Genomic DNA, 19,239 nt, shown 5'->3' with positions numbered 1-19,239 from the left:
GGGACCGCGTCCGCTGGCTGCCTGACGGCTCCCTCGACTTCCTGGGCCGCATCGACTTCCAGGTGAAGCTGCGCGGCTTCCGCATCGAGTTGGGGGAAATCGAAGCCTCTCTGCGCCAGCTGCCCGCCGTGCGTGACGTCGTCGTCCTCGTTCGCCAGGACTCCCCCGGCGACGCGCGTCTCGTCGCGTACCTCTGCCCGCGCCCGGGCCTGCCTCTCGACGTCTCCGAAGTCCGCGCGTCTCTCGCCTCGCACCTGCCCGAGTACATGGTGCCTTCGGCCTTCGTCCTCCTCGACGCACTGCCCCTCAGCTCCAACGGCAAGGTCGACCGCAAGGCCCTTCCTCTCCCCGACGCAGACGCCTCTCGCGCCGCATCCTTCGTCCCACCCCGCACGCGCACCGAGGCCCTTCTCTGCGGCCTCTTCGCTCGCCTGCTGCGCTTGGAGCGCGTCGGCATCGACGACGACTTCTTCGCTCTCGGTGGCCACTCACTCCTCGCCACCCGCCTCGTCGCCCACGTGCGCGAAGCCCTCGAGCTGGAGCTGCCCCTTCGTGCCCTCTTCGAGGCCTCTTCTCCCGCGCTCCTCGCCCAGCGCCTCGACGCGCTTCGCGACTCCTCCTTCGCTTCTTCCGCGCCTCCGCTTCGCCCAGCCCCCCGCGATGGCGCGCCCCCTCCTCTCTCCTTCGCCCAGCAGCGCCTCTGGTTCCTCGATCGCTGGCAGCCCCAGAGCGCCTTCTACAACGTCCCCTCCGCGCTCCGGCTCCTCGGCGCCCTCCACCTCCCCGCGCTCCAGTCCGCCTTCGACGAGCTGATCCGCCGTCACGAATCCTTGCGAACCACCTTCGACTCCACGGAGGAGGAGCCGCATCAGCTCATCCACCCGGCGCGGTCCATCCCGATTCAAATCATCGACCTGAGCAGCCTGCCCACCGCCGAGCGGATGCCCGAGGCGCGCAGGCTCGCCGACGCGGAGGCTCAGCGTCCCTTCGACCTGTCGGCGGGACCGGTCCTGCGGCTCACGCTGTTGCGGCTGGAGGAACAGGAGCACGTGCTCCTCGGGGTGATGCACCACATCGTCTCGGATGATCGCTCCATCCAGGTGCTGCTCCGCGAGGTGGCCGCGCTCTACGACGCCTTCCAGCGGGGACAGCCGTCACCGCTTCCGCCGCTGCCGGTGCAGTACGCGGACTACGCCGTGTGGCAGCGCTCCTGGCTCCAGGGTGACGTGCTCGACGCGCGGCTCGGCTGGTGGCGCCAGCAGTTGGACGGGATGCCCCAGGCGCTGGAGCTGCCCACGGATCGCCCCAGACCCGCGAACCAGGGCCACCGCGGCGCCGTGAGCGAGACCCGGCTGCCGCGCGCCCTCTCCGATTCCCTGCGCGCCTTCCACCGCCGCGAGGGCGTCACGCCCTTCGTGACGCTGCTGGCGGCCACGCAGGTGCTGCTGCACCGCTACTCCGGTCAGGAGGACTTCGCGCTCGGCACGCCCGTGGAGGGCCGTGAGCAGCAGGGGCTGGAAGGGCTCATCGGGTTCTTCATCAGCACCGTGGTCCTGCGCGCACGGCCACGGCCGGGGCTCTCCTTCCGGGAGCTGCTCGCCCAGGCGCGCGAGTCCACGCTCGGCGCGCTCGCGCACCAGGACGTGCCCTTCGAGAAGCTGGTGGAGGCACTCCAGCCGAAGCGCGACCCCAGCCGCTCGCCGCTCTTCCAGGTGATGATCATCTACCAGCAGGGGCTGGAGCTCACCGGCGCGATGCCGGGCCTCACCCTGCTCCCACTGGAGGTCGAGAGCCGCACAGCGCGCTTCGACCTGTCGCTGGCCTTCACGGACCATCCCGAAGGGCTGGGCCTCTCCTTCGAATACAACACCGACCTCTACGACGCGGCCACGGTGGCCCGCATGGCCGGCCACCTGCAAGAGCTGCTCACCGGCATCGTGGCGCGGCCGGAAGCCCCCCTCTCCGAGCTGCCGCTGCTCACGCCCGCAGAGCGCCAGACACTGCTCGTGGCGTGGAACGACACCGGCACGCAGGCACCGGCCGGAGCGAGGCTGCACGAGCTCGTGGAGGCACAGATGGACCGCACGCCGGACGCACCGGCGGTCGTGTTCGAAGGCCAGCGGCTCACGTACCGGGAGCTGGACAACCGCGCCAACCAACTTGCGCACCACCTGCGCTCGCTGGGTGTGGGCCCGGAAGTGCCGGTGGCCGTGTGCCTGGAGCGCTCGCTGGAGATGGTGGTGGGCCTGCTCGCCATCCTCAAGGCGGGTGGAGCCTGGGTGCCGATGGATCCGTCGTATCCGGCCGAGCGCCTGGCCTTCATGCTGGAAGACGCCGCCGCCCCGGTGCTCCTCACCCAGAAGAGTCTGAAGCCCTCACTGCCCGCGACGTCCGGCAGCGTGGTGTGCCTCGACTCGGACTGGGACACCGTCGCGCGCGCGTCCACGCACCGCCCCCACGTGACCGTCGCGCCCGAGGGCGCCGCGTACATCATCTACACGTCGGGCTCCACCGGCCGACCCAAGGGCGCGCTCAACACCCACGCCGCGATCCACAACAGGCTGGCGTGGATGCAGTCCGCCTATTCGCTCACGCCCGCTGACGCCGTCCTGCAGAAGACGCCCTTCGGCTTCGACGTCTCCGTGTGGGAGTTCTTCTGGCCGCTGATGACCGGCGCGCGGCTGGTCATGGCTCGCCCCGGAGGCCACCAGGACGCTGCCTACCTGGCGCGCACCATCGCCGAGGAGCGCATCACCACGCTGCACTTCGTGCCGTCCATGCTTCAGGTATTCCTGGAGCAGCCAGGGCTGGAGTCGTGCGCTTCCCTCCAGCGCATCTTCTCCAGCGGCGAAGCCCTGCCCGCGGACCTGGCGCGGCGCTGCCTGGAGCGACTGCCGGCGCGGCTGTTCAACCTCTACGGCCCCACGGAGGCGGCCGTCGACGTCACGCATTGGACGTGCGAGCGCGGCGACCTGTCGCGCACGGTCCCCATCGGCCGTCCCATCACGAACCTGCGTCTGCACGTCCTCGACGCGAGGCTTCGTCCCGTGCCCGTGGGCATCCCGGGCGAGCTCTACATTGGAGGCCTGGGACTGGCGCGCGGCTACCACCACCGGCCGGACCTCACCGCCGAGCGCTTTGTGCCGGACCCCGTCGGCACACAGCCCGGTGCGCGCCTCTACCGGACGGGAGACCTGGCGCGCTACCGGCCTGACGGAGCCATCGAGTACCTGGGCCGCACCGACTTCCAGGTGAAGCTGCGCGGCTTCCGCATCGAGCTGGGCGAAATCGAAGCCTGCCTCGGCCTGCACCCCGCCGTGCGCGAGGCAGTGGTCATGGCGCGCGAGGACGTGCCGGGCGATCCTCGCCTGGTGGCCTACGTGGTGCCTGGCCCGAGCCAAGAGGCCGACACGGCCACGCTGCGCCAGCACCTCCAGCAGCGGCTGCCCGAGTACATGGTGCCCGCGGCCTTCGTGGTGATGGCAGCGCTGCCACTCTCCGCCAACGGCAAGCTGGAGCGCCGGGCCCTGCCCGCGCCCACCACCGCGCTGGAGGCGACGCGCGCCGCCGCCCCGCCACGGACCCGCACGGAGCAGTTGCTGTGCGGCCTCTTCGCTCGCGTGCTGCGGCTGGAGCGCGTGGGCCCGCACGACGACTTCTTCGCGCTCGGTGGCCACTCCCTGCTCGCCACGCGCTTGGTGGCGCGCGTGCAGGAGACCTTCGGCGTGGAGCTGCCCCTGCGCGCCTTCTTCGACGCGCCCACGGTCGCGAAGCTCGCCGTCCTGGTGGACGCACGGACTCCCGAGGAAGGCTCGACTCCGGCCCCTCGCCCCGTGCCGCGCGACGGCGCGCTGCCCCTGTCCTTCTCCCAGCAGCGCCTGTGGTTCCTGGATCAGTGGCAGCCCGGCAGCCCCCTCTACAACATCCCCGCCGCGCTGGAGCTGGAGGGAGAGTTGGACGTGGGACTGCTGGAGCGTTGCTTCCAGGAGCTCATCCGGCGCCACGAGCCGCTGCGCACGACGTTCATCCAAGGAGAGCACGGCGGAGAGCAGCGCGTGCACGCGGAGGCCACCGCGCCCCTCACCGTGGTGGACCTGGAGGCGCTGCCCGCGACGGAGCGCGAGCAGCAGGCGCGCAGGCTCGCCGTCGAAGAGGCGCACCGGCCCTTCGACCTCGCCCGTGGCCCCTTGATGCGCGTCACGTTGCTGCGCCTGGAGCCCCGGCGCCACGTGCTGCTCCTGACGCTGCACCACATCGTCTCCGATGGCTGGTCGCTGGAGGTGCTCCTTCGCGAACTGGCCGTGCTCCACGACGCCTTCCTTCGCGACGAACCTTCACCGCTGCCGCCGCTGCCGGTGCAGTACGCGGACTACGCCGTGTGGCAGCGCTCCTGGCTCCAGGGTGATGTGCTCGACGCACAGCTCGGCTGGTGGCGCCAGCAGTTGGACGGGATGCCCCGAGCGCTGGAGCTGCCCACGGACCGGCCGCGTCCTGCGCTCGTCACATCGAGGGGAGCGGTGGCCACCCGCCGGCTGCCGCGCGACCTATCGGACGCGCTGCGAGCCTTCCACCGCCGCGAGGGCGTCACGCCCTTCACCACATACCTGGCCGCGCTCCAGACGCTGCTGTACCGCTACTCCGGCCAGGACGACCTGGGCGTGGGCACACCCGTGTCCGGCCGAGGGCGCCCGGAGCTGGAGGGGCTCATCGGCCTCTTCATCAACACGCTGGTGTTGCGTGCCCGCATCGACGGCGAACGTTCGTTCCGCGAGCTGCTCGCCCAGGCGCGCGAGGCGGTGCTGGGCGCCTTCTCCCACCAGGACGTGCCCTTCGAGCGGCTGGTGGAGGCGCTCCAGCCGGACCGCGACTTGAGCCGCACGCCGCTGTTCCAGGTGATGCTGGTCCACCAGCACGGCCTGGAGCTGGAGCGGGCCCTGCCAGGGCTGACGATGCGCCCGCTGCCCGTGGAGGGGCGCACCGCCAAGTTCGACCTCACCCTCTACGTCACCGACAGCGAGCAGGGCCAGCAGCTGGGGCTGGAGTACAACGCCGACCTCTTCGATCCGGCCACCGCGGCGCGGCTGCTGGGGCACCTGGAGGTGCTGCTGCGCGACGTCACCGTCCACCCGGAGCGGCGCGTGGCGGAGCTGCCGCTGCTCACCGAAGCCGAGCGCCACCAGCACCTGGTGGAGTGGAACACCCCGCGCGAGGGCTTCGCGCGAGGCCCCACCCTGCACCAGCGCTTCGAGGCGCAGGTGGCCCTCACGCCGGACGCCCTCGCCGCCACCTGCGGCGAGCAGCACCTCACCTACCGGCAGCTGGACGCGCGCGCTAACCAGGTCGCGTGGCGTCTACGCTCCTTCGGAGTGGGACCGGAGACGCTCGTCGGGCTGTGCGTGGAGCGTTCGCTGGACATGGTGGTGGGCCTGCTCGCCATCCTCAAGGCGGGCGGCGCCTACGTCCCCATGGATCCGTCGTACCCCGTGGATCGCCTGGCATTCATGTTGGAGGACACCCGGGTCCCGGTGCTCGTCACCCAGACGTCTCTCCAGGGAGCGTTGCCTGCGCACGGCGCCCACGTGGTGCTGCTGGACGACCGCGGCCTCGAAACGGAGCCCGTCCACGCACCCGACGCGGGAGTCACTCCGGAAAACCTGGCGTACGTCATCTACACCTCCGGATCCACGGGCCGGCCCAAGGGCGTGCAGCTTGCGCACGAGCAGGTGGTGCGCCTGATGACCGCCACGGAGCCCTGGTACGGCTTCGGCGCGCAGGATGTGTGGACGTTCTTCCATTCGTATGCGTTCGACTTCTCCGTCTGGGAGCTATGGGGCGCGCTGCTGTACGGCGGGCGCGTGGTGGTGGTGCCCTACTGGGTGAGCCGCTCGCCGGAGAGCTTCCTGTCGCTGCTGCGCCGCGAGCGGGTGACGGTCCTCAACCAGACGCCCTCCGCCTTCCGCCAGTTGCTCCACGCGGACGCGACCTCCGACGAGCCCGGCGCGCTATCCCTGCGCTACGTCATCTTCGGCGGCGAGGCCCTGGAGTTCGCCAGCCTGCGGCCCTGGTTCGCCCGGCACGGGGACGCGCGGCCCCAGCTGATCAACATGTACGGCATCACCGAGACGACGGTGCACGTCACCTACCGGGTGGTGCACGCGGCCGACGCGGAAGGGGGCTCGGGCAGCATCGTGGGTGTGCCCATCCCGGACCTCCAGACCTTCGTCCTGGACTCGCGCCTCCAGCCCCAGCCCGTGGGAATCCCGGGCGAGCTGTACGTGGGAGGCCCGGGCCTGGCGCGCGGCTACCTCCACCGTCCGGAGCTCACTGCAGAGCGCTTCGTGCCGCACCCCTTCGCCACGCGCCTCGGCGAGCGCCTCTACAAAACAGGAGACCTGGCGCGCGTGCGTGCCGACGGGCAGTTGGAGTACCTGGGCCGTTCGGATCTGCAGGTGAAGATTCGCGGCTTCCGCATTGAGCTGGGCGAGATTGAAACCGCGCTGGCCTTGCACCCCTCCGTGCGCGAAGCGGTGGTGGTTGCGCGCGAGGACGCGCCGGGCGGCAAGCGGCTGGTGGGCTACGTGACGCCCGCCGTGGGCCAGACGCCGGACATCGAAACGCTGCGCCAGCACCTTCAGCAGCGGCTGCCGGACTACATGGTGCCCGCAGCACTCGTCGCGCTGGAGTCACTGCCGCTCACGTCCAACGGCAAGGTGGACCGCCGGGCGCTGCCCGCGCCGGAGCTGGAGCGCTCGGCAGGGACGCCGTTCGTGGCGCCCCAGACGGAGGTGGAGCAGCGGCTGGCGGACATCTGGGCGAAGGTGCTGCGCCGGGAGAAGGTGGGCCTGCACGACAACTTCTTCGCGCTGGGCGGCGACTCCATCGTCAGCCTGCAGATCATCGCCCGCGCGCACCGCGTGGGCCTGCGCCTCACGCCCCGGCAGCTCTTCCAGCACCCGACAATCGCGGAGCTTGCGCCGCTGGTGGTGCCGGCGGACGCGCCCACCGGGGAGCAGGGGCCGGTGGTGGGTCCGGTGCCGCTCACGCCCATCCAACGCTGGTTCGTGGAGCGCGATCTGAAGGCACCGCACCACAACAATCAGGCCATGGTGCTGGAGCTGCGCCAGCCGATGGAGGTGCCGCTGCTGGAAGCGGCGCTGGGCCATCTGCTCTCGCACCACGACGCGCTCCGACTGCGCCTCACCCGGACGGCGGAGGGCTGGCGGCAGACCTGCGCCGAGCCCGGCCCCAGCGGAGTGGTGGTGTGTCGGGTGGACGCGACGCGCCTGGAGCAGGTCGCCGGGGAGTTGCAGCGCGGCCTGTCGCTGGAGGACGGCCCGCTGGTGGCGGCGGCGCTGGTGGACCCGTCGGAGGAGAAGACCGGACGCCTGCTGCTCGTCATCCACCACCTGGCAGTGGACGGCGTCTCCTGGCGCACGCTGCTGGAGGACCTGGCCACGGTGTACCGGCAGCTTCAGGAGGGGCGCGCGGTGTCGCTGCCCCCCAAGAGCACGTCCTTCAAGGCGTGGGCGGAGCGGCTGGTGGCGCACGCCCATTCGCCGACGGTGACGGCGGAGCTGCCCTTCTGGTTGGACGCATCCCGTTCACGCGTGCGCCCGCTGCCCTGCGATGGAGCTGGCGGTGACGCCACCTTCGCGTCGGCGCGAGGAGTGACGGTGTCACTGAGCGCGGAGGAGACGCGCCTGCTGTTGCAGGACGTGCCGGCCGCGTACCGGGCGCGCATCGACGACGTGCTGCTCGCGGCGCTGATGCAGGCGTTGGCGGCATGGACGGGCCACCAGCGCCAACTGGTGGACCTGGAGGGCCACGGCCGCGAGGACCTCTTCGACGACGTGGACCTGTCGCGTACGGTGGGCTGGTTCACTGCGCTGTACCCGGCGCTGCTGGAGGTCCCCGCGGAGGCCAGTCCGGGAGACGCGGTGCGCGCCGTGCGCGAGGCGCTGGCGAAGGTACCGTCGCGCGGACTGGGCCACGGCCTGCTGCGCTACCTGCGCGAGGACGAAGCGGCGCGGCGGCTGCGTGCTCTGCCTGCGGCAGAGCTCAGCTTCAACTACCTGGGCCAGTTCGACACGGACTCGCGCGCCGAGGGCCCCTTCACCCTGGTGCGTGAGTCCGCGGGCCCCACCATCGGCGATTCGGAGCGCCGGCCGCACGTGCTGGAGGCGGGCGGATACGTGCTCTCCGGCCGGATGGATCTCTTCGTCAGCTACAGCGAGGCGCTCCACTCCCACGCCACCATCCAGGCGCTCGCCACCGCCTGGGGCGACGCCCTGCGGAGGATCATCGCCGGTCGCTTGGGCACGGATGCGGAACGGCGCACTCCCGCGGACTTCCCGCTGGCCCGCCTTATCCCGAGCGCCCTGGAGCGCATCCTCCAGACGGCGCCGCTCGCGAGGGACATCTACCCGCTTTCGCCCATGCAGCAGGGCATGCTCTTCCACGCGCTGTTCGAGCCCCAGGTGGGCATGTACCTGGAGCAGCTCACCTGGACGTTCCACGCGCCGCTGGATCGCGACGCCTTCCACCGCGCCATGGACCGGCTGGTGGAGCGACAGCCGCTGCTGCGCACCGCGCTCTTCTGGGAGGGACTGACCGAGCCGCTCCAGGTGGTGAGCGCCCGCGCCCCGCTCCCGTGGCTGGAGTTGGACTGGCGCGACGCGTCCCCGACGGAGCAGCAGCTCCGGCTGGAGGACTTCCTGGCCCGCGATCGCGCCCAGGGCTTCGACCTGTCCCGGCCTCCGCTGATGCGGCTGGCGCTCATCCGACTGGAGGAGAACGTCACGCGCATGGTGTGGACGTACCACCACGTGCTGCTGGACGGGTGGAGCCTGGGCCTGCTGTTCCAGGAGCTCTTCACCACCTACCAGGCGCTCCTGCGCGACGAGCCGCTTCCGGATCGGTCCAGCCCGCCCTTCCGCGACTACGTGGCCTGGCTCCAGCGCCGGGACGACGCCGGCTCGGAGGCCTTCTGGCGCAAGTCGCTGCGCGGCTTCACGGAGCCCACGCCCCTGCCCCTCGCCCGGCCCGTGAGCGCGGACGCGGTGTCCCTGGCTCCCGGCGAGCGGGAAATCCATCTGAGCGCGGAGCGCACCCTGGCGCTCCAGGCGTTCGCCCGCGACCACCAGCTCACGCTCAACACGCTGGTGCAGGCGACGTGGGGCCTGGTGCTCGGCCGATGCGCGGGCACGACCGACGCCGTCTTCGGCACCACCGTCTCCGGCCGTCCGCCGGAGCTGACGGACGTGGAGTCCATGGTGGGCCTCTTCATCAACGCCCTGCCGGTGCGCGTGCGGATGGATCCGGACGTGCCGGTGCTGCGGTGGTTGAAGGAGCTTCAGTCATGGCAGGCGGAGATGCGCCAGCACGAGCACAGCCCACTGGTGAAGGTGCAGGGCTGGAGCGAGCTGCCGCGCGGCTCGTCCCTCTTCGACAGCTTCCTCGTCTTCGAAAACTACCCGGTGGACACGTCCGTCATCGAGCGGGGCAGCGCCCTGGCGATCCGCGACATCAGCTTCCTGGAGCGCATCAACTACCCGCTCGCGGCGATGGTCATCCCCGACCGCCAGCTGCTCCTGCGCCTGGGGTATGACCCGGCGCGCTTCAGCGCGGAGGCCATCGACCAGTTGCTGGCGCACTGGAGCACCGCGCTGGAGGCGGTGCTCGCTGCACCCGACCAGCCGCTGGGCGCGCTGTCGCTCTTCACGGAAGAGGCACGGCGCCAGGTGCTGGTGGAGTGGAACGCCAGCGACGTGGCCTTCCCCCAGGACCTGCTCGCCCACCAGCTCTTCGAAGCCCAGGTGGCCCGCACTCCCGACGCTGCCGCTCTCGCTGCTGGCGACGACACCCTTTCGTTCGAGCAACTCGACGAACGCGCCAACCAGCTCGCCTGGCATCTGCGCGCTTACGGCGTCGGTCCCGAGACCCGCGTCGCGCTCTGCCTCGAGCGCTCCTTCGATCTCGTCGTCTCCATGCTCGCCGTCCTCAAGGCCGGCGGCGCCTGGGTGCCCCTGGATCCGACGCTTCCCTCGGACCGTCTCGCCTTCATGCTCGCCGACTCCGGCGCTCCCGTGGTCGTCACCCAAGATCATCTGGCGGATGAGCTGCCGGCGCACGGCGGGGTGCTGGTGTGCGTGGACGCGGATTGGAGTCAGGTGGCCTCACGCTCCACGCAGCCGCCTCCTCCACGTTCCCTGCCCGACTCGCTCGCCTACGTCATCTACACCTCAGGCTCCACCGGCAAGCCCAAGGGCACCCTCCTCACCCATCGCGGCCTCGCCAACACCGCCCTCGCCGCCGTCCGCGAGCACCGCTTCGACTCGTCCTCCCACGTCCTCCAGTTCGCCTCCATCGGCTTCGATGCCTGCGTTTGCGAGGTCTTCTCTTCTCTCCTCGCAGGCGCCTGCCTCCACCTCGCCCCTCGCGAGCAGCTCCTCCCAGGGACTCCCCTTCACTCCCTGCTCCGCGCCCGCTCCATCTCCGCCGTCACCCTCACGCCTTCCGTCCTCGCGCAGCTCGACCCCACGGGCCTCGACTCCCTGCGCACCGTCATCTCCGCGGGCGAGGCGCTCCCGGCTGCCGTCGCTTCCCGCTGGGCACACCCCCAGCGCCTCCTGCTCAACGCCTACGGCCCCACTGAAGTGACTGTCTGCGCCTCCATCGAGTCGCAACTCAATCCCTCCCAGCCCACCATCGGCGCTCCCTTCCCCAACGTCCGCCTCTTCGTCCTCGACTCCCTCCTTCGCCCCGTCCCCGTCGGCCTCCCCGGTGAACTCTTTGTCTCCGGCCCCGGCGTTGCTCGCGGCTACCTCGGACAGCCTTCGCTCACCGCGGAGCGGTTCATTCCCCATCCGTTCTCGCGCGAGCCGGGTGAGCGCCTCTACCGCACCGGTGACCGCGTCCGCTGGCTGCCCTCCGGCCGTCTCGAGTTCCTCGGACGCCTCGACTCTCAGGTGAAGCTGCGCGGCTTCCGCATCGAGCCCTCCGAAGTCTCCTCCCTCCTTCGCGACTCCTCCTCCGTCCTCGACGCCTTCACCCTCCTTCGCGAAGACTCTCCCTCCCTCCTCCGCCTCGTCTCCTACGTCGTCTCGCGAGACGAGTCCCCAGACGAAGCCCCGCTGCGCGCGATGCTCAAGGCGCGAGTACCGGAGTACATGGTGCCGGCGGCGTTCGTGTTCCTGGACGCGCTGCCTCTCACCGCCAGCGGCAAGGTGGACACACGCGCGCTGCCCGTCCCGGGCACTCCTCCCGCACGGGCGGCGCTCCAGGTCGCTCCTCGCGACACGGTGGAGGAACTGCTCGCGACGCTGTGGGCGGAGCTGCTGGGCGTGGAGCGCGTGGGCATCCACGACGACTTCTTCGACCTGGGCGGCCACTCGCTGCTGGCCACGCAGCTGGTGGCGCGCCTGCGCGCTGTGTTCGACGTGGACGTGTCGCTTCAGGAGCTGTTCGACCGCACCACCGTGGCCCGCCTCGCGGATCGGCTCCGGGCCCCGCGCAGCGGTTCACTCGCGAGGCCGCCCCCCATCACGCCCTCCACCGAGGACGGCGAAGTCCCCCTCTCGCACGCACAGGCCGCCTACTGGTCCCCGGAACGCATGGGCGCGGCAAGCGTCTACAATCAGGTGCTCACCCCGCTGCGCCTCGACGGCCCCCTGGACGTGGAGGCCCTGAGGCGGTCGATTGAAGAACTGGTGCGCCGCCACGAACCACTGCGCACCACCTTCCCCAGCGTGGACGGTCAGCCCGTGCAGCGCGTGGCCCCGTCCGCGGAGTGGGAACTCCCCGTGGAGGACCTCCGCCCCCTGCCCGAGGACACACGCGAGCAGGCGCTGATGTCTCGGCTGGAAGAAGAAGGCTGGCGCCCTTTCGACATGGAGCACGGGCCGCTGATGCGCACACGCCTCTTCCGCGTCACGGACAGCCGCCACGTCCTCATGCTCGCCGTCCACCACGCTCTCACGGATCAGGTGTCCGGCGGGGTGATGCTGAGGGAGCTGACTGCGCTCTATCCCGCCTTCCGCGACGAGCAGCCCTCGCCGCTGCCGGAGCTCACCGTGAGCTACCGCGACTACACCCGCTGGCAGCGCGAGTGGATGCGCGGCGAGGTGCTGGAGCACCACCGCAACTGGTGGAGCCACCGCCTGGAGAAGCCTCTTCCGGCGTCGCTGCCCCTGGATCGCCCGCGCCCGGAGGCCGGCACCTTCCACAAGGGCCGCCACGGCTTCACGCTCCCACCCGCGCTGTCCGCCCGGTTCCACACGCTGGCCCGCCGCGAGAGCATCACCCCCTTCCTGCTGGGGCTGGCGGCCTTCAAGACGTTCCTCGCACAGACGCTCCAGTGCGGCGACACGGTGGTGGGCATCGTGCACGCCAACCGCCCGCGCCCGGAGCTGGAGCCGCTGGTGGGCATGTTCGCCAGCTACCTGCTGCTGCGCACGGACCTGTCCGGCAACCCCTCCTTCCGAGAGGTCCTGCGGCGCGTGCGCGCCAGCTACCTGGAGTCCTCCGAGCACCAGGACCTGCCCCACGCGGAGCTGGTGTCGCTGCTGCGTCCAGGTGTCGTGGACCGCCGTCCGCTGAGCCCGCTCGGCTACGTCTTCCACGCCTCCGCCGCGCCCACGGTCACGCTGGCCGGGCTGGAGATCCAACCGCTGGACGCGGACCTGGGGCTGCTGCTCAACGACTTGCAGTTGCTGCTGACGGACGGCCCGGAAGGACTCACGGGCCACCTGGAGTACCGCACGGAGCTCTTCGACGCGGCGACCGTCGCGCGGATGGCGGACGCGCTCCAGGCGCTGTTGATGGAGGTGGTGGAGGAACCGGACCGGCCGCTGGCGTCGCTGTCCCCGCCCCCTTCGGACTCGAAGCCACGGGAGGTCGCATGAGGACGAGGACCCGGCTGTACCTGGAGGCGGAGCCGTTCCAGAACGCCGCGGGCGCCATCAACGCCTGGATGGAGGAGGAGCTGCGAGCGCTCGGCCACGACGTCGAGCGCTTCAATCGCCACTACCCCAACGCGGGGGACTCCGGCATCCCGGTGGCCAACGCGCGGCGCGTGCTGGCGCTGCACTCCCGGCCCGCCGCGGACCTGGCCATCTACTGCGACATGGGCCTGGGCATCCGCGCGCCCAACCGCGAGCTGGCGCGGCGGACATTCGTGTTCTTCCACGGCCTCCACGGCCACCCCGCGACGTGGCTGGGCAACCCGCTCATCGACCTGTACGGCGCGCTGTCGCCCTACATGCACGACACCATCGCGTCGCTGCTGCTGACCCCGGACTGGTCCGGGCGGCGGTGTCTGGATCCGCGCGGGGCCGCGAACGTGAGCACCATGGTGCCGACGCTGCCGTGCCTGGAGGCCCCCGACGGCGAGGGACGCCTTCCGGGCGTCGAGCTGCCCCGGACCGTGCAGGAGGCGCTGGATCGCGGCGAGGTGCTGGGCCACGCCATCCAGCCCGGCAAGGCGGACTGGCAGGCCGTCTGCTCCATTCTCCTGGGCCTGCGCGCGCAAGCCCGCGAGCACGGCCATCCCCCCGTGCGGCTGGTGGTGGCCGCCCAGGACTTCGCGATGCTGCAACACGTGCTCCGCTTCGGCTTCCCCTTCCAGGCGCACGCGCTCGCCCAGGCACTTCAGGCCGCGGACGCGACGCTGGAGGACCTGCTGCTGCCCGTCCCGCACCTGAGCCAGCCCGCCCTCTTCCGCCTCGTCCGCGAGGCCCGCTTCGGGCTCTCCTACAACGTCACCCCGGAGCCCTTCGGGATGTACGTGCTGGAGTCCGTGCTCAACGGCTGTCCCGTCTACAGCAACGGAGCGGGCAACAACCGCCACGCGCTCCCGCCGGGCCACGGCATCCAAGTCCACGAGACCGAGGCGATGGCCGCTGGCGCCCCGGACGCCTACGCCTCCCTCGCGGCTCGCATCTTCCAGGACGTGCTCGCGCCAGCGCCGCTGCGTGAGGCCTGCCAGCGTGGCTCTGCGCTCATCCGCCGCACGTTCACCCGCGCCGCCTTCTCATCCAGCTTCCGCGCCTGCCTCTCCCGGCTGGAGTCGGACGCCGCGCGACCGGACTGGGCGTTCGAGGACCTGGTCGTGCGGCTGAGCCCCACCGTGCGCCGACTCGACGCGGCCAGTGGACGCTTCCGGTCCGACTACCGCGATGATCAGTTGGGCGAGGAAGAACAGGCGCTGCTGCCGCGAGTGCTCGGCAAATCCGCGGGCGACGTCCTGCGCGGGGCGCCCCCGCTCGCACCGCTGGAGGCGCTCTTCGACAAGGGCGTGCTGTCGCTCGCGACGCCAGAGTCCGCCCGCCCGCCAGGGTCCACGCCGGGCGCGTGGGCCTGGTACCCGCCGGACTCCGCCTTCCTGGAGTCCTCCCTCCTGCGCGACCCCGGCCCGCGTTAGCCGCCCCTTCTTCCAGGTGCATGCATGTCCACCATCCTCTTCGTTCCCTTGCCCGAACGCGGGCACATCAACCCCACGTTCAAGATGGCCCGAGCGCTCCAGAAGCGCGGCCACCGGATCATCTACTGCAGCCTCCCTGACACGGAGGACTTCATCCGCGCCGAAGGCTTCGGCTTCGAGTGCCTCTTCGAGTCGCTCTACCCGAAGGGCTTCCAGGCCAGGAGCAAGGCCCAGCTCGGCACGCTGAGCGGCCTGTCCAAGCTGGTGTTCCTGCGCGACATGGCCCGCAGGCAGACGCAGATGCTGGAGGCGCTGCTCCAGGGCGAGTTCGACGCGATCGTCGAGCGGACGCGCCCGGACCTGGGGGTCATCGACATCCTGTTGCCGGAGCCGTCGCTCGTCCTCCACGGCCACCGGGTGCCGGCCGTGGCGCTGAGCACGAGCATCCCCCTGCGCTGGGAGCCCCGGACGCCACCGACCAGCTCGGGGCTCATCCCCGACCAGAGCCTCCCCACACTCGTGCGGAACACCGTGGATTGGGGACGCATCCTGATCGACACGAAGCTGGGCTCGCTGGGCAGTTGGGTGGGCATTGAGCCGGACTCGATGAAGTTCCGGCGCGCGCTGGCGCGCAAGCATGGCTACCCGGTGTCGAGCCTGGACTTCGGCGGCCGCGTCACCGGCGCGCACGAGCCCCTGCTCGTTCCCTGCCCGCGAGAGTTCGTGGAGTTCCGCGGCGCGAAGCCCTCCGCCGGCCTCCACTACACGGGGCCCTGCATCGACCTGGAGCGGCAGGAGCCGGACTTCCCCTGGGAGCGGCTCGATGAGGAGCGTCCGCTGGTGGTGTGTTCGCTGGGGACGATGGTCAACCAGGCGGATCAGGCCCGCCGCTTCCACCAGTCCGTTGCCCAGGCGGCCCGCCAGCGCCCGGGCTGGCAGTTCGTGGTCGCCACCAACCAGTGGACGGAGGAGGTCCCGGGAGGAACGCCGGACAACCTCGTGTCCGTGAAGCACGTGCCCCAGCTGCGGATGCTGCGGCGCGCGACCGCGATGGTGACCCACGGCGGCTTCAACAGCATCAAGGAATGCATCTACTTCGGCGTGCCCATGGTGGTGTTGCCGGTCCAGTGGGATCAACCCGGCATGGCGGCGCGGGTCGCGCACCACGGGTTGGGCGTGCGCACCCGCATCGACACGCTGACGTCAGAGCTCCTCGTTCAGCAGCTGGAGGAGATCATCGGCGGGCCCTCGTACCGCGACGCCCTGGAGCGGATGCAGGACTGCTTCCAGGCCGCCGAACAGGACCAGGCGCTGGCCGAGTCCCTCGAGCAGCACATGGTCCGGGCGTGAGCCCTTCTCCACCCGGTCCCTTCCAACCCTTCAATCCCTCTCCAGAAAGCCAGACATGGAAGACACCCAAAGCCCCTCCAGCACCGGGAACAATCCCCCCCCGCGCCCCCCGGGTCTGCGTCAGGCGCTGAAACAACAGGCGCTGGAGCTGGCCGGCACGGCCCTCACACAAGGGGCCCTCTTCACGGCCAAGCAGGTCACCCAGGCCATCCACCAGCGGCCGGACGCAAACAACACCTTCTTCGACCCCGCGGCGTTTCCCTTCACCAGCCGCATGGAGCGGAACTGGAAGGTCATCCGACAGGAATTGGACGCGGTGATGCGAGGGGTGGAGATCATCCCCAACTTCCAGGACCTGATGCCCGAGCAGCGCGAGCTGACCACGGATGACAGGTGGAAGACGTTCGTCTTCTACGGCTACGGGGTGAAGTTCGAGGACAACTGCCGCCGGTGTCCGGAAACGACGCGTCTGCTGGAGAGCATCCCGGGCATGACGAGCGCCATGTTCTCCATCCTCCGGGGCCGCAAGCACATCCCCCCGCACTCCGGGCACTACAAGGGCGTGCTGCGCTACCACCTGGGCCTGCTGGTCCCCGAGCCCGCGGACGCGTGTCACATCCGCGTGGGCGACAAGACGGCCTCCTGGCGCGAGGGGCAAAGCCTCATCTTCGACGACACCCACGAACACGAAGTGCGCAAGGAGAACGACGGGGACCGCGTGGTGCTCTTCGTGGACTTCCTGAGGCCGCTGCCGCCGGTGCTGTCCGGGCTCAACCGCACGGTGGTGAAGCTCATCAGCCTGTCGCCCTACATCACCCGGAGCGAGCAGAACTCACGGAAGTGGGAGGAGTACTTCGGCGAGGAGTTCGACCTCGTGCGCAATCCCCCGTCCGGCAAGCGCGCCTGAAGGCCCCAGGCAACATCAAATCAACTGGCGCGCCCGGAGCACCTGCTCCAGGCCCGCCATCTCCGAGGGCAGGTCGATGGGCTGCGCGGAGGCCTCGGTCGCGCTCCGGACGTCCTTGAGTCCGTTGCCCGTGATGACCACCAGCGCGGACTCGTCGCGACCCACGATTCCCTGCTCCACCGCGTGGGTCAGCCCGGCGACGGCGCAAGCGCCCGCGGGCTCGGCGAAGACCGCCGCGAGCCGGGCCGTCCGCCGCATCGCCTCCAGGATGCTCGCGTCGTCCACCGCGAGCATGGCGCCCCGTGATTCGGAAATGGCACGCAAGGCCTTGCGCCAGTTGCGCGGCTGTCCCACCGCGATGGAGTCCGCGAGCGTCCGGGCTTCCACCGGGCGGATGGAGCCCTCTCGCCGGACGTACTCGTCCACCAGGGGCGCGCTCCCCTGCGCCTGAACGCCGAGCATGCGCGGCAGCCGGGAGAGGAAGCCCAATCGGTGCATCTCCCACAGCCCCTTCCAGGCTCCGGCCAGGGTGCAGCCGTCACCCACGGAGAAGACCACCCAGTCTGGCAATTCCTCTCCGAGCTGCTCCGCCATCTCCAGGCCCACGGTCTTCTTGCCTTCGATGAGATAGGGATTGACCGCGCAGTTGCGGTTGTACCAACCGAAGCGCGCGCAGGCGTCCTGGCAGACCGCGTAGGCGTCGTCATACGAGCCCTTCACGCGCAGGACGGTGCCTCCGAAGATGAGGACCTGCGCCACCTTGGGCTCGGGCGTGCGCTCCGGGACGAAGATGACGCTCTTCAAGCCCATGGCCGCGGAGAACCCCGCGAGCGAAGCAGCCGCGTTGCCGGCCGAGGCACAGGCGATGACGTCGCTCCCCTGCTCCCGGGCCTTGAGGACACCGACAGCGCTCGCGCGGTCCTTGAAAGAAGCCGTGGGGTTGCGGCCATCGTCCTTCACCTTCAACGCCCTCACGCCCACCGCGGCCGCCAGCCGAGGCACGTCGTAGATGGGCGTCATGCCAACGTGGGGATGCGGCAGCTCCCGGGTGCTGTCCACCGGGAGCAACTCCAGGTAGCGCCACAGGTTCCCTACGCGGGATCGCAGCGCCTCGCGGGTCAGCGTCCGCGCCACGGCGTCATAGTCATACTCGAGGTCCAGGATGCCCTCGATGCCGCAGCCAGGGCACGTGTAGACCCCTTGCGTGCCGTAGTGGCTGCCGCAGCGCACGCAGGTCGCGCGGACCAGATGTTCGAGCCCCATGGGTTCAGAACAGGTGCAGCACGAGGCCGCTGCGCAGCTTCGGCTCGAACCAGGTGGACTTGGGCGGCATGATCTCGCCCGCGTCCGCGATCGTCATGAGCTGATCCAGGCTCGTCGGAGGGAGCGAAAAGGCCACGCGCCACGCGCCCGAGTCCACCAGGCGCTCCAATTCCTCCGTACCCCGGATGCCGCCCACGAACTGGATGCGCTCGTCCTTGCGCGGATCACGGATGCCCAGGAGCGCGCCCAGCACGTTGTTCTGGAGGATGCTCACGTCCAGCTCCTCCGTCGGCGTGGCGCCGAACGTGCCCGGCCTGGCGGTGAGCTGATACCAGGCGCCCTCCAGATACATGCCGAACTGGTGCGCCCGGTCCTGACTCTTCGATTGCCCGCGCGTCACCTCGAACCGCTCGCCCAACTGCGCCAGGAAGGCCTCCGGCGTCAGCCCGTTCAAATCCTTCACCACGCGGTTGTAGGCGAGGATGCGCATCTGGTCGTGAGGGAAGACCACCGCGAGGAAGCGGCTGTGTCCGCCGCTCTCACCGCGCTGGCTGCGCAACGAATGGACCCGCGAGGCCGCCGCCGAACGGTGGTGTCCGTCCGCGATGTAGAGCATGGGCACTTCGTGGAACGCCGCCGTGAGCCGCGTGTTGAGACTCCCGTTCACCCTCCAGAAGGTGTGGCCAATGCCATCCTCGGTGGTGAAGTCATACTGGGGACTGGAGCGCATCCCCTCCTCCATCAGCGCGCCAATGGACGGCACCGCCCGATACGTGAGGAAGACCGGTTCGTCATTGCCCCCGAGCGTGTCGATGTGCCGGGTGCGATCGTCCTCCTTGTCCGGGCGCGTGAGCTCATGCTTCCGGATGAGGCCCTGGTCGTACTCGTCGACCCTGGCCAGGGCGACGACGCCCGTCTGCACGTGCGCGCCCATGCGCTGCCGGTACAGGTAGAAGCACGCCTCGTCGTCCTGTCGCAGCCAGCCCTCGGCGAAGAAGCGCTCCAGGTTGCGCCGACCCTGCGCATACACGGGCTCGGAGTGCTCGTCCGTGCCCGGCGGCAGACCAATCTCCGGCCGCGAGACATGGAAGAAGCTGCGCGGGTTGCCGTCGGCGTAGGCGCGCGCTTCCGCGGTGCTCACCACGTCGTAGGGGGGCGTGCACAGCGTCTGTCCCAGCGCCTCGGCGGGACGGACCCCACGGAACGGCTGAAGGTCGGCCACGGATGTCGCTCCTGGTTGTAGGCCTGCTTTGTAAGCTGGCAAAGAATACCAGGCAACCCATGGATAACGGTGACATGG

6 protein-coding genes are annotated in these 19,239 nt (G+C 70.4%); 4 read left to right on the top strand and 2 right to left on the bottom strand.

Going from position 1 to position 19,239, the window contains the following annotated elements; genetic code table 11:
* Positions 1-17 precede the first annotated feature (17 nt).
* Genes D7Y04_RS14135 through D7Y04_RS14120 form a run of 4 tightly spaced genes read left to right on the top strand, consistent with a single transcriptional unit; the run spans position 18 to position 16,676 of the window.
* On the top strand, positions 18-12,902 hold the full coding sequence (locus D7Y04_RS14135) for a non-ribosomal peptide synthase/polyketide synthase (protein WP_370457109.1): 12,885 nt from the start codon (positions 18-20) through the stop codon (positions 12,900-12,902).
* Entirely contained in the window at positions 12,899-14,419 is a 1,521-nt protein-coding gene (locus D7Y04_RS14130; protein ID WP_120595165.1) for a hypothetical protein, read from the top strand. The genes D7Y04_RS14135 and D7Y04_RS14130 overlap by 4 nt, the downstream gene beginning before the upstream one ends.
* A 24-nt stretch (positions 14,420-14,443) precedes the next feature.
* A complete protein-coding gene (locus D7Y04_RS14125; RefSeq protein ID WP_120595166.1) occupies positions 14,444-15,769 on the top strand; it encodes a glycosyltransferase in 1,326 nt (441 codons plus the stop codon).
* Positions 15,770-15,824: 55 nt separating this feature from the next.
* Positions 15,825-16,676, top strand: coding sequence for an aspartyl/asparaginyl beta-hydroxylase domain-containing protein (locus D7Y04_RS14120; RefSeq protein WP_120595167.1), 852 nt, complete (start codon positions 15,825-15,827; stop codon positions 16,674-16,676).
* Between the two features lie 15 nt (positions 16,677-16,691).
* Here the strand turns inward: D7Y04_RS14120 and D7Y04_RS14115 are convergent, their stop codons facing one another.
* A complete protein-coding gene (locus D7Y04_RS14115) occupies positions 16,692-17,939 on the bottom strand; it encodes a threonine synthase (protein WP_120595168.1) in 1,248 nt (415 codons plus the stop codon).
* 4 nt (positions 17,940-17,943) lie between these two features.
* Positions 17,944-19,161, bottom strand: a complete 1,218-nt coding sequence (locus D7Y04_RS14110; protein ID WP_120595169.1) for a DUF1015 domain-containing protein — start codon at positions 19,159-19,161, stop codon at positions 17,944-17,946.
* Positions 19,162-19,239 lie beyond the last annotated feature (78 nt).

This window comes from Corallococcus sp. AB038B (genome assembly GCF_003668955.1).
In the GTDB taxonomy this organism is placed as follows: Bacteria; Myxococcota; Myxococcia; order Myxococcales; family Myxococcaceae; genus Corallococcus; species Corallococcus exiguus.
The sequence above is the reverse complement of the archived record's forward strand: the minus strand, read 5'-3'. Positions and strand labels throughout refer to the sequence as shown.

Coding starts and splice junctions, on each gene's coding strand:
- D7Y04_RS14130 (WP_120595165.1), top strand. CDS start 12,899: ATGAGGACGAGGACCCGGCTGTACCTGGAGGCGGAGCCGTTCCAGAAC.
- D7Y04_RS14125 (WP_120595166.1), top strand. CDS start 14,444: ATGTCCACCATCCTCTTCGTTCCCTTGCCCGAACGCGGGCACATCAAC.
- D7Y04_RS14120 (WP_120595167.1), top strand. CDS start 15,825: ATGGAAGACACCCAAAGCCCCTCCAGCACCGGGAACAATCCCCCCCCG.
- D7Y04_RS14115 (WP_120595168.1), bottom strand. CDS start 17,939: ATGGGGCTCGAACATCTGGTCCGCGCGACCTGCGTGCGCTGCGGCAGC.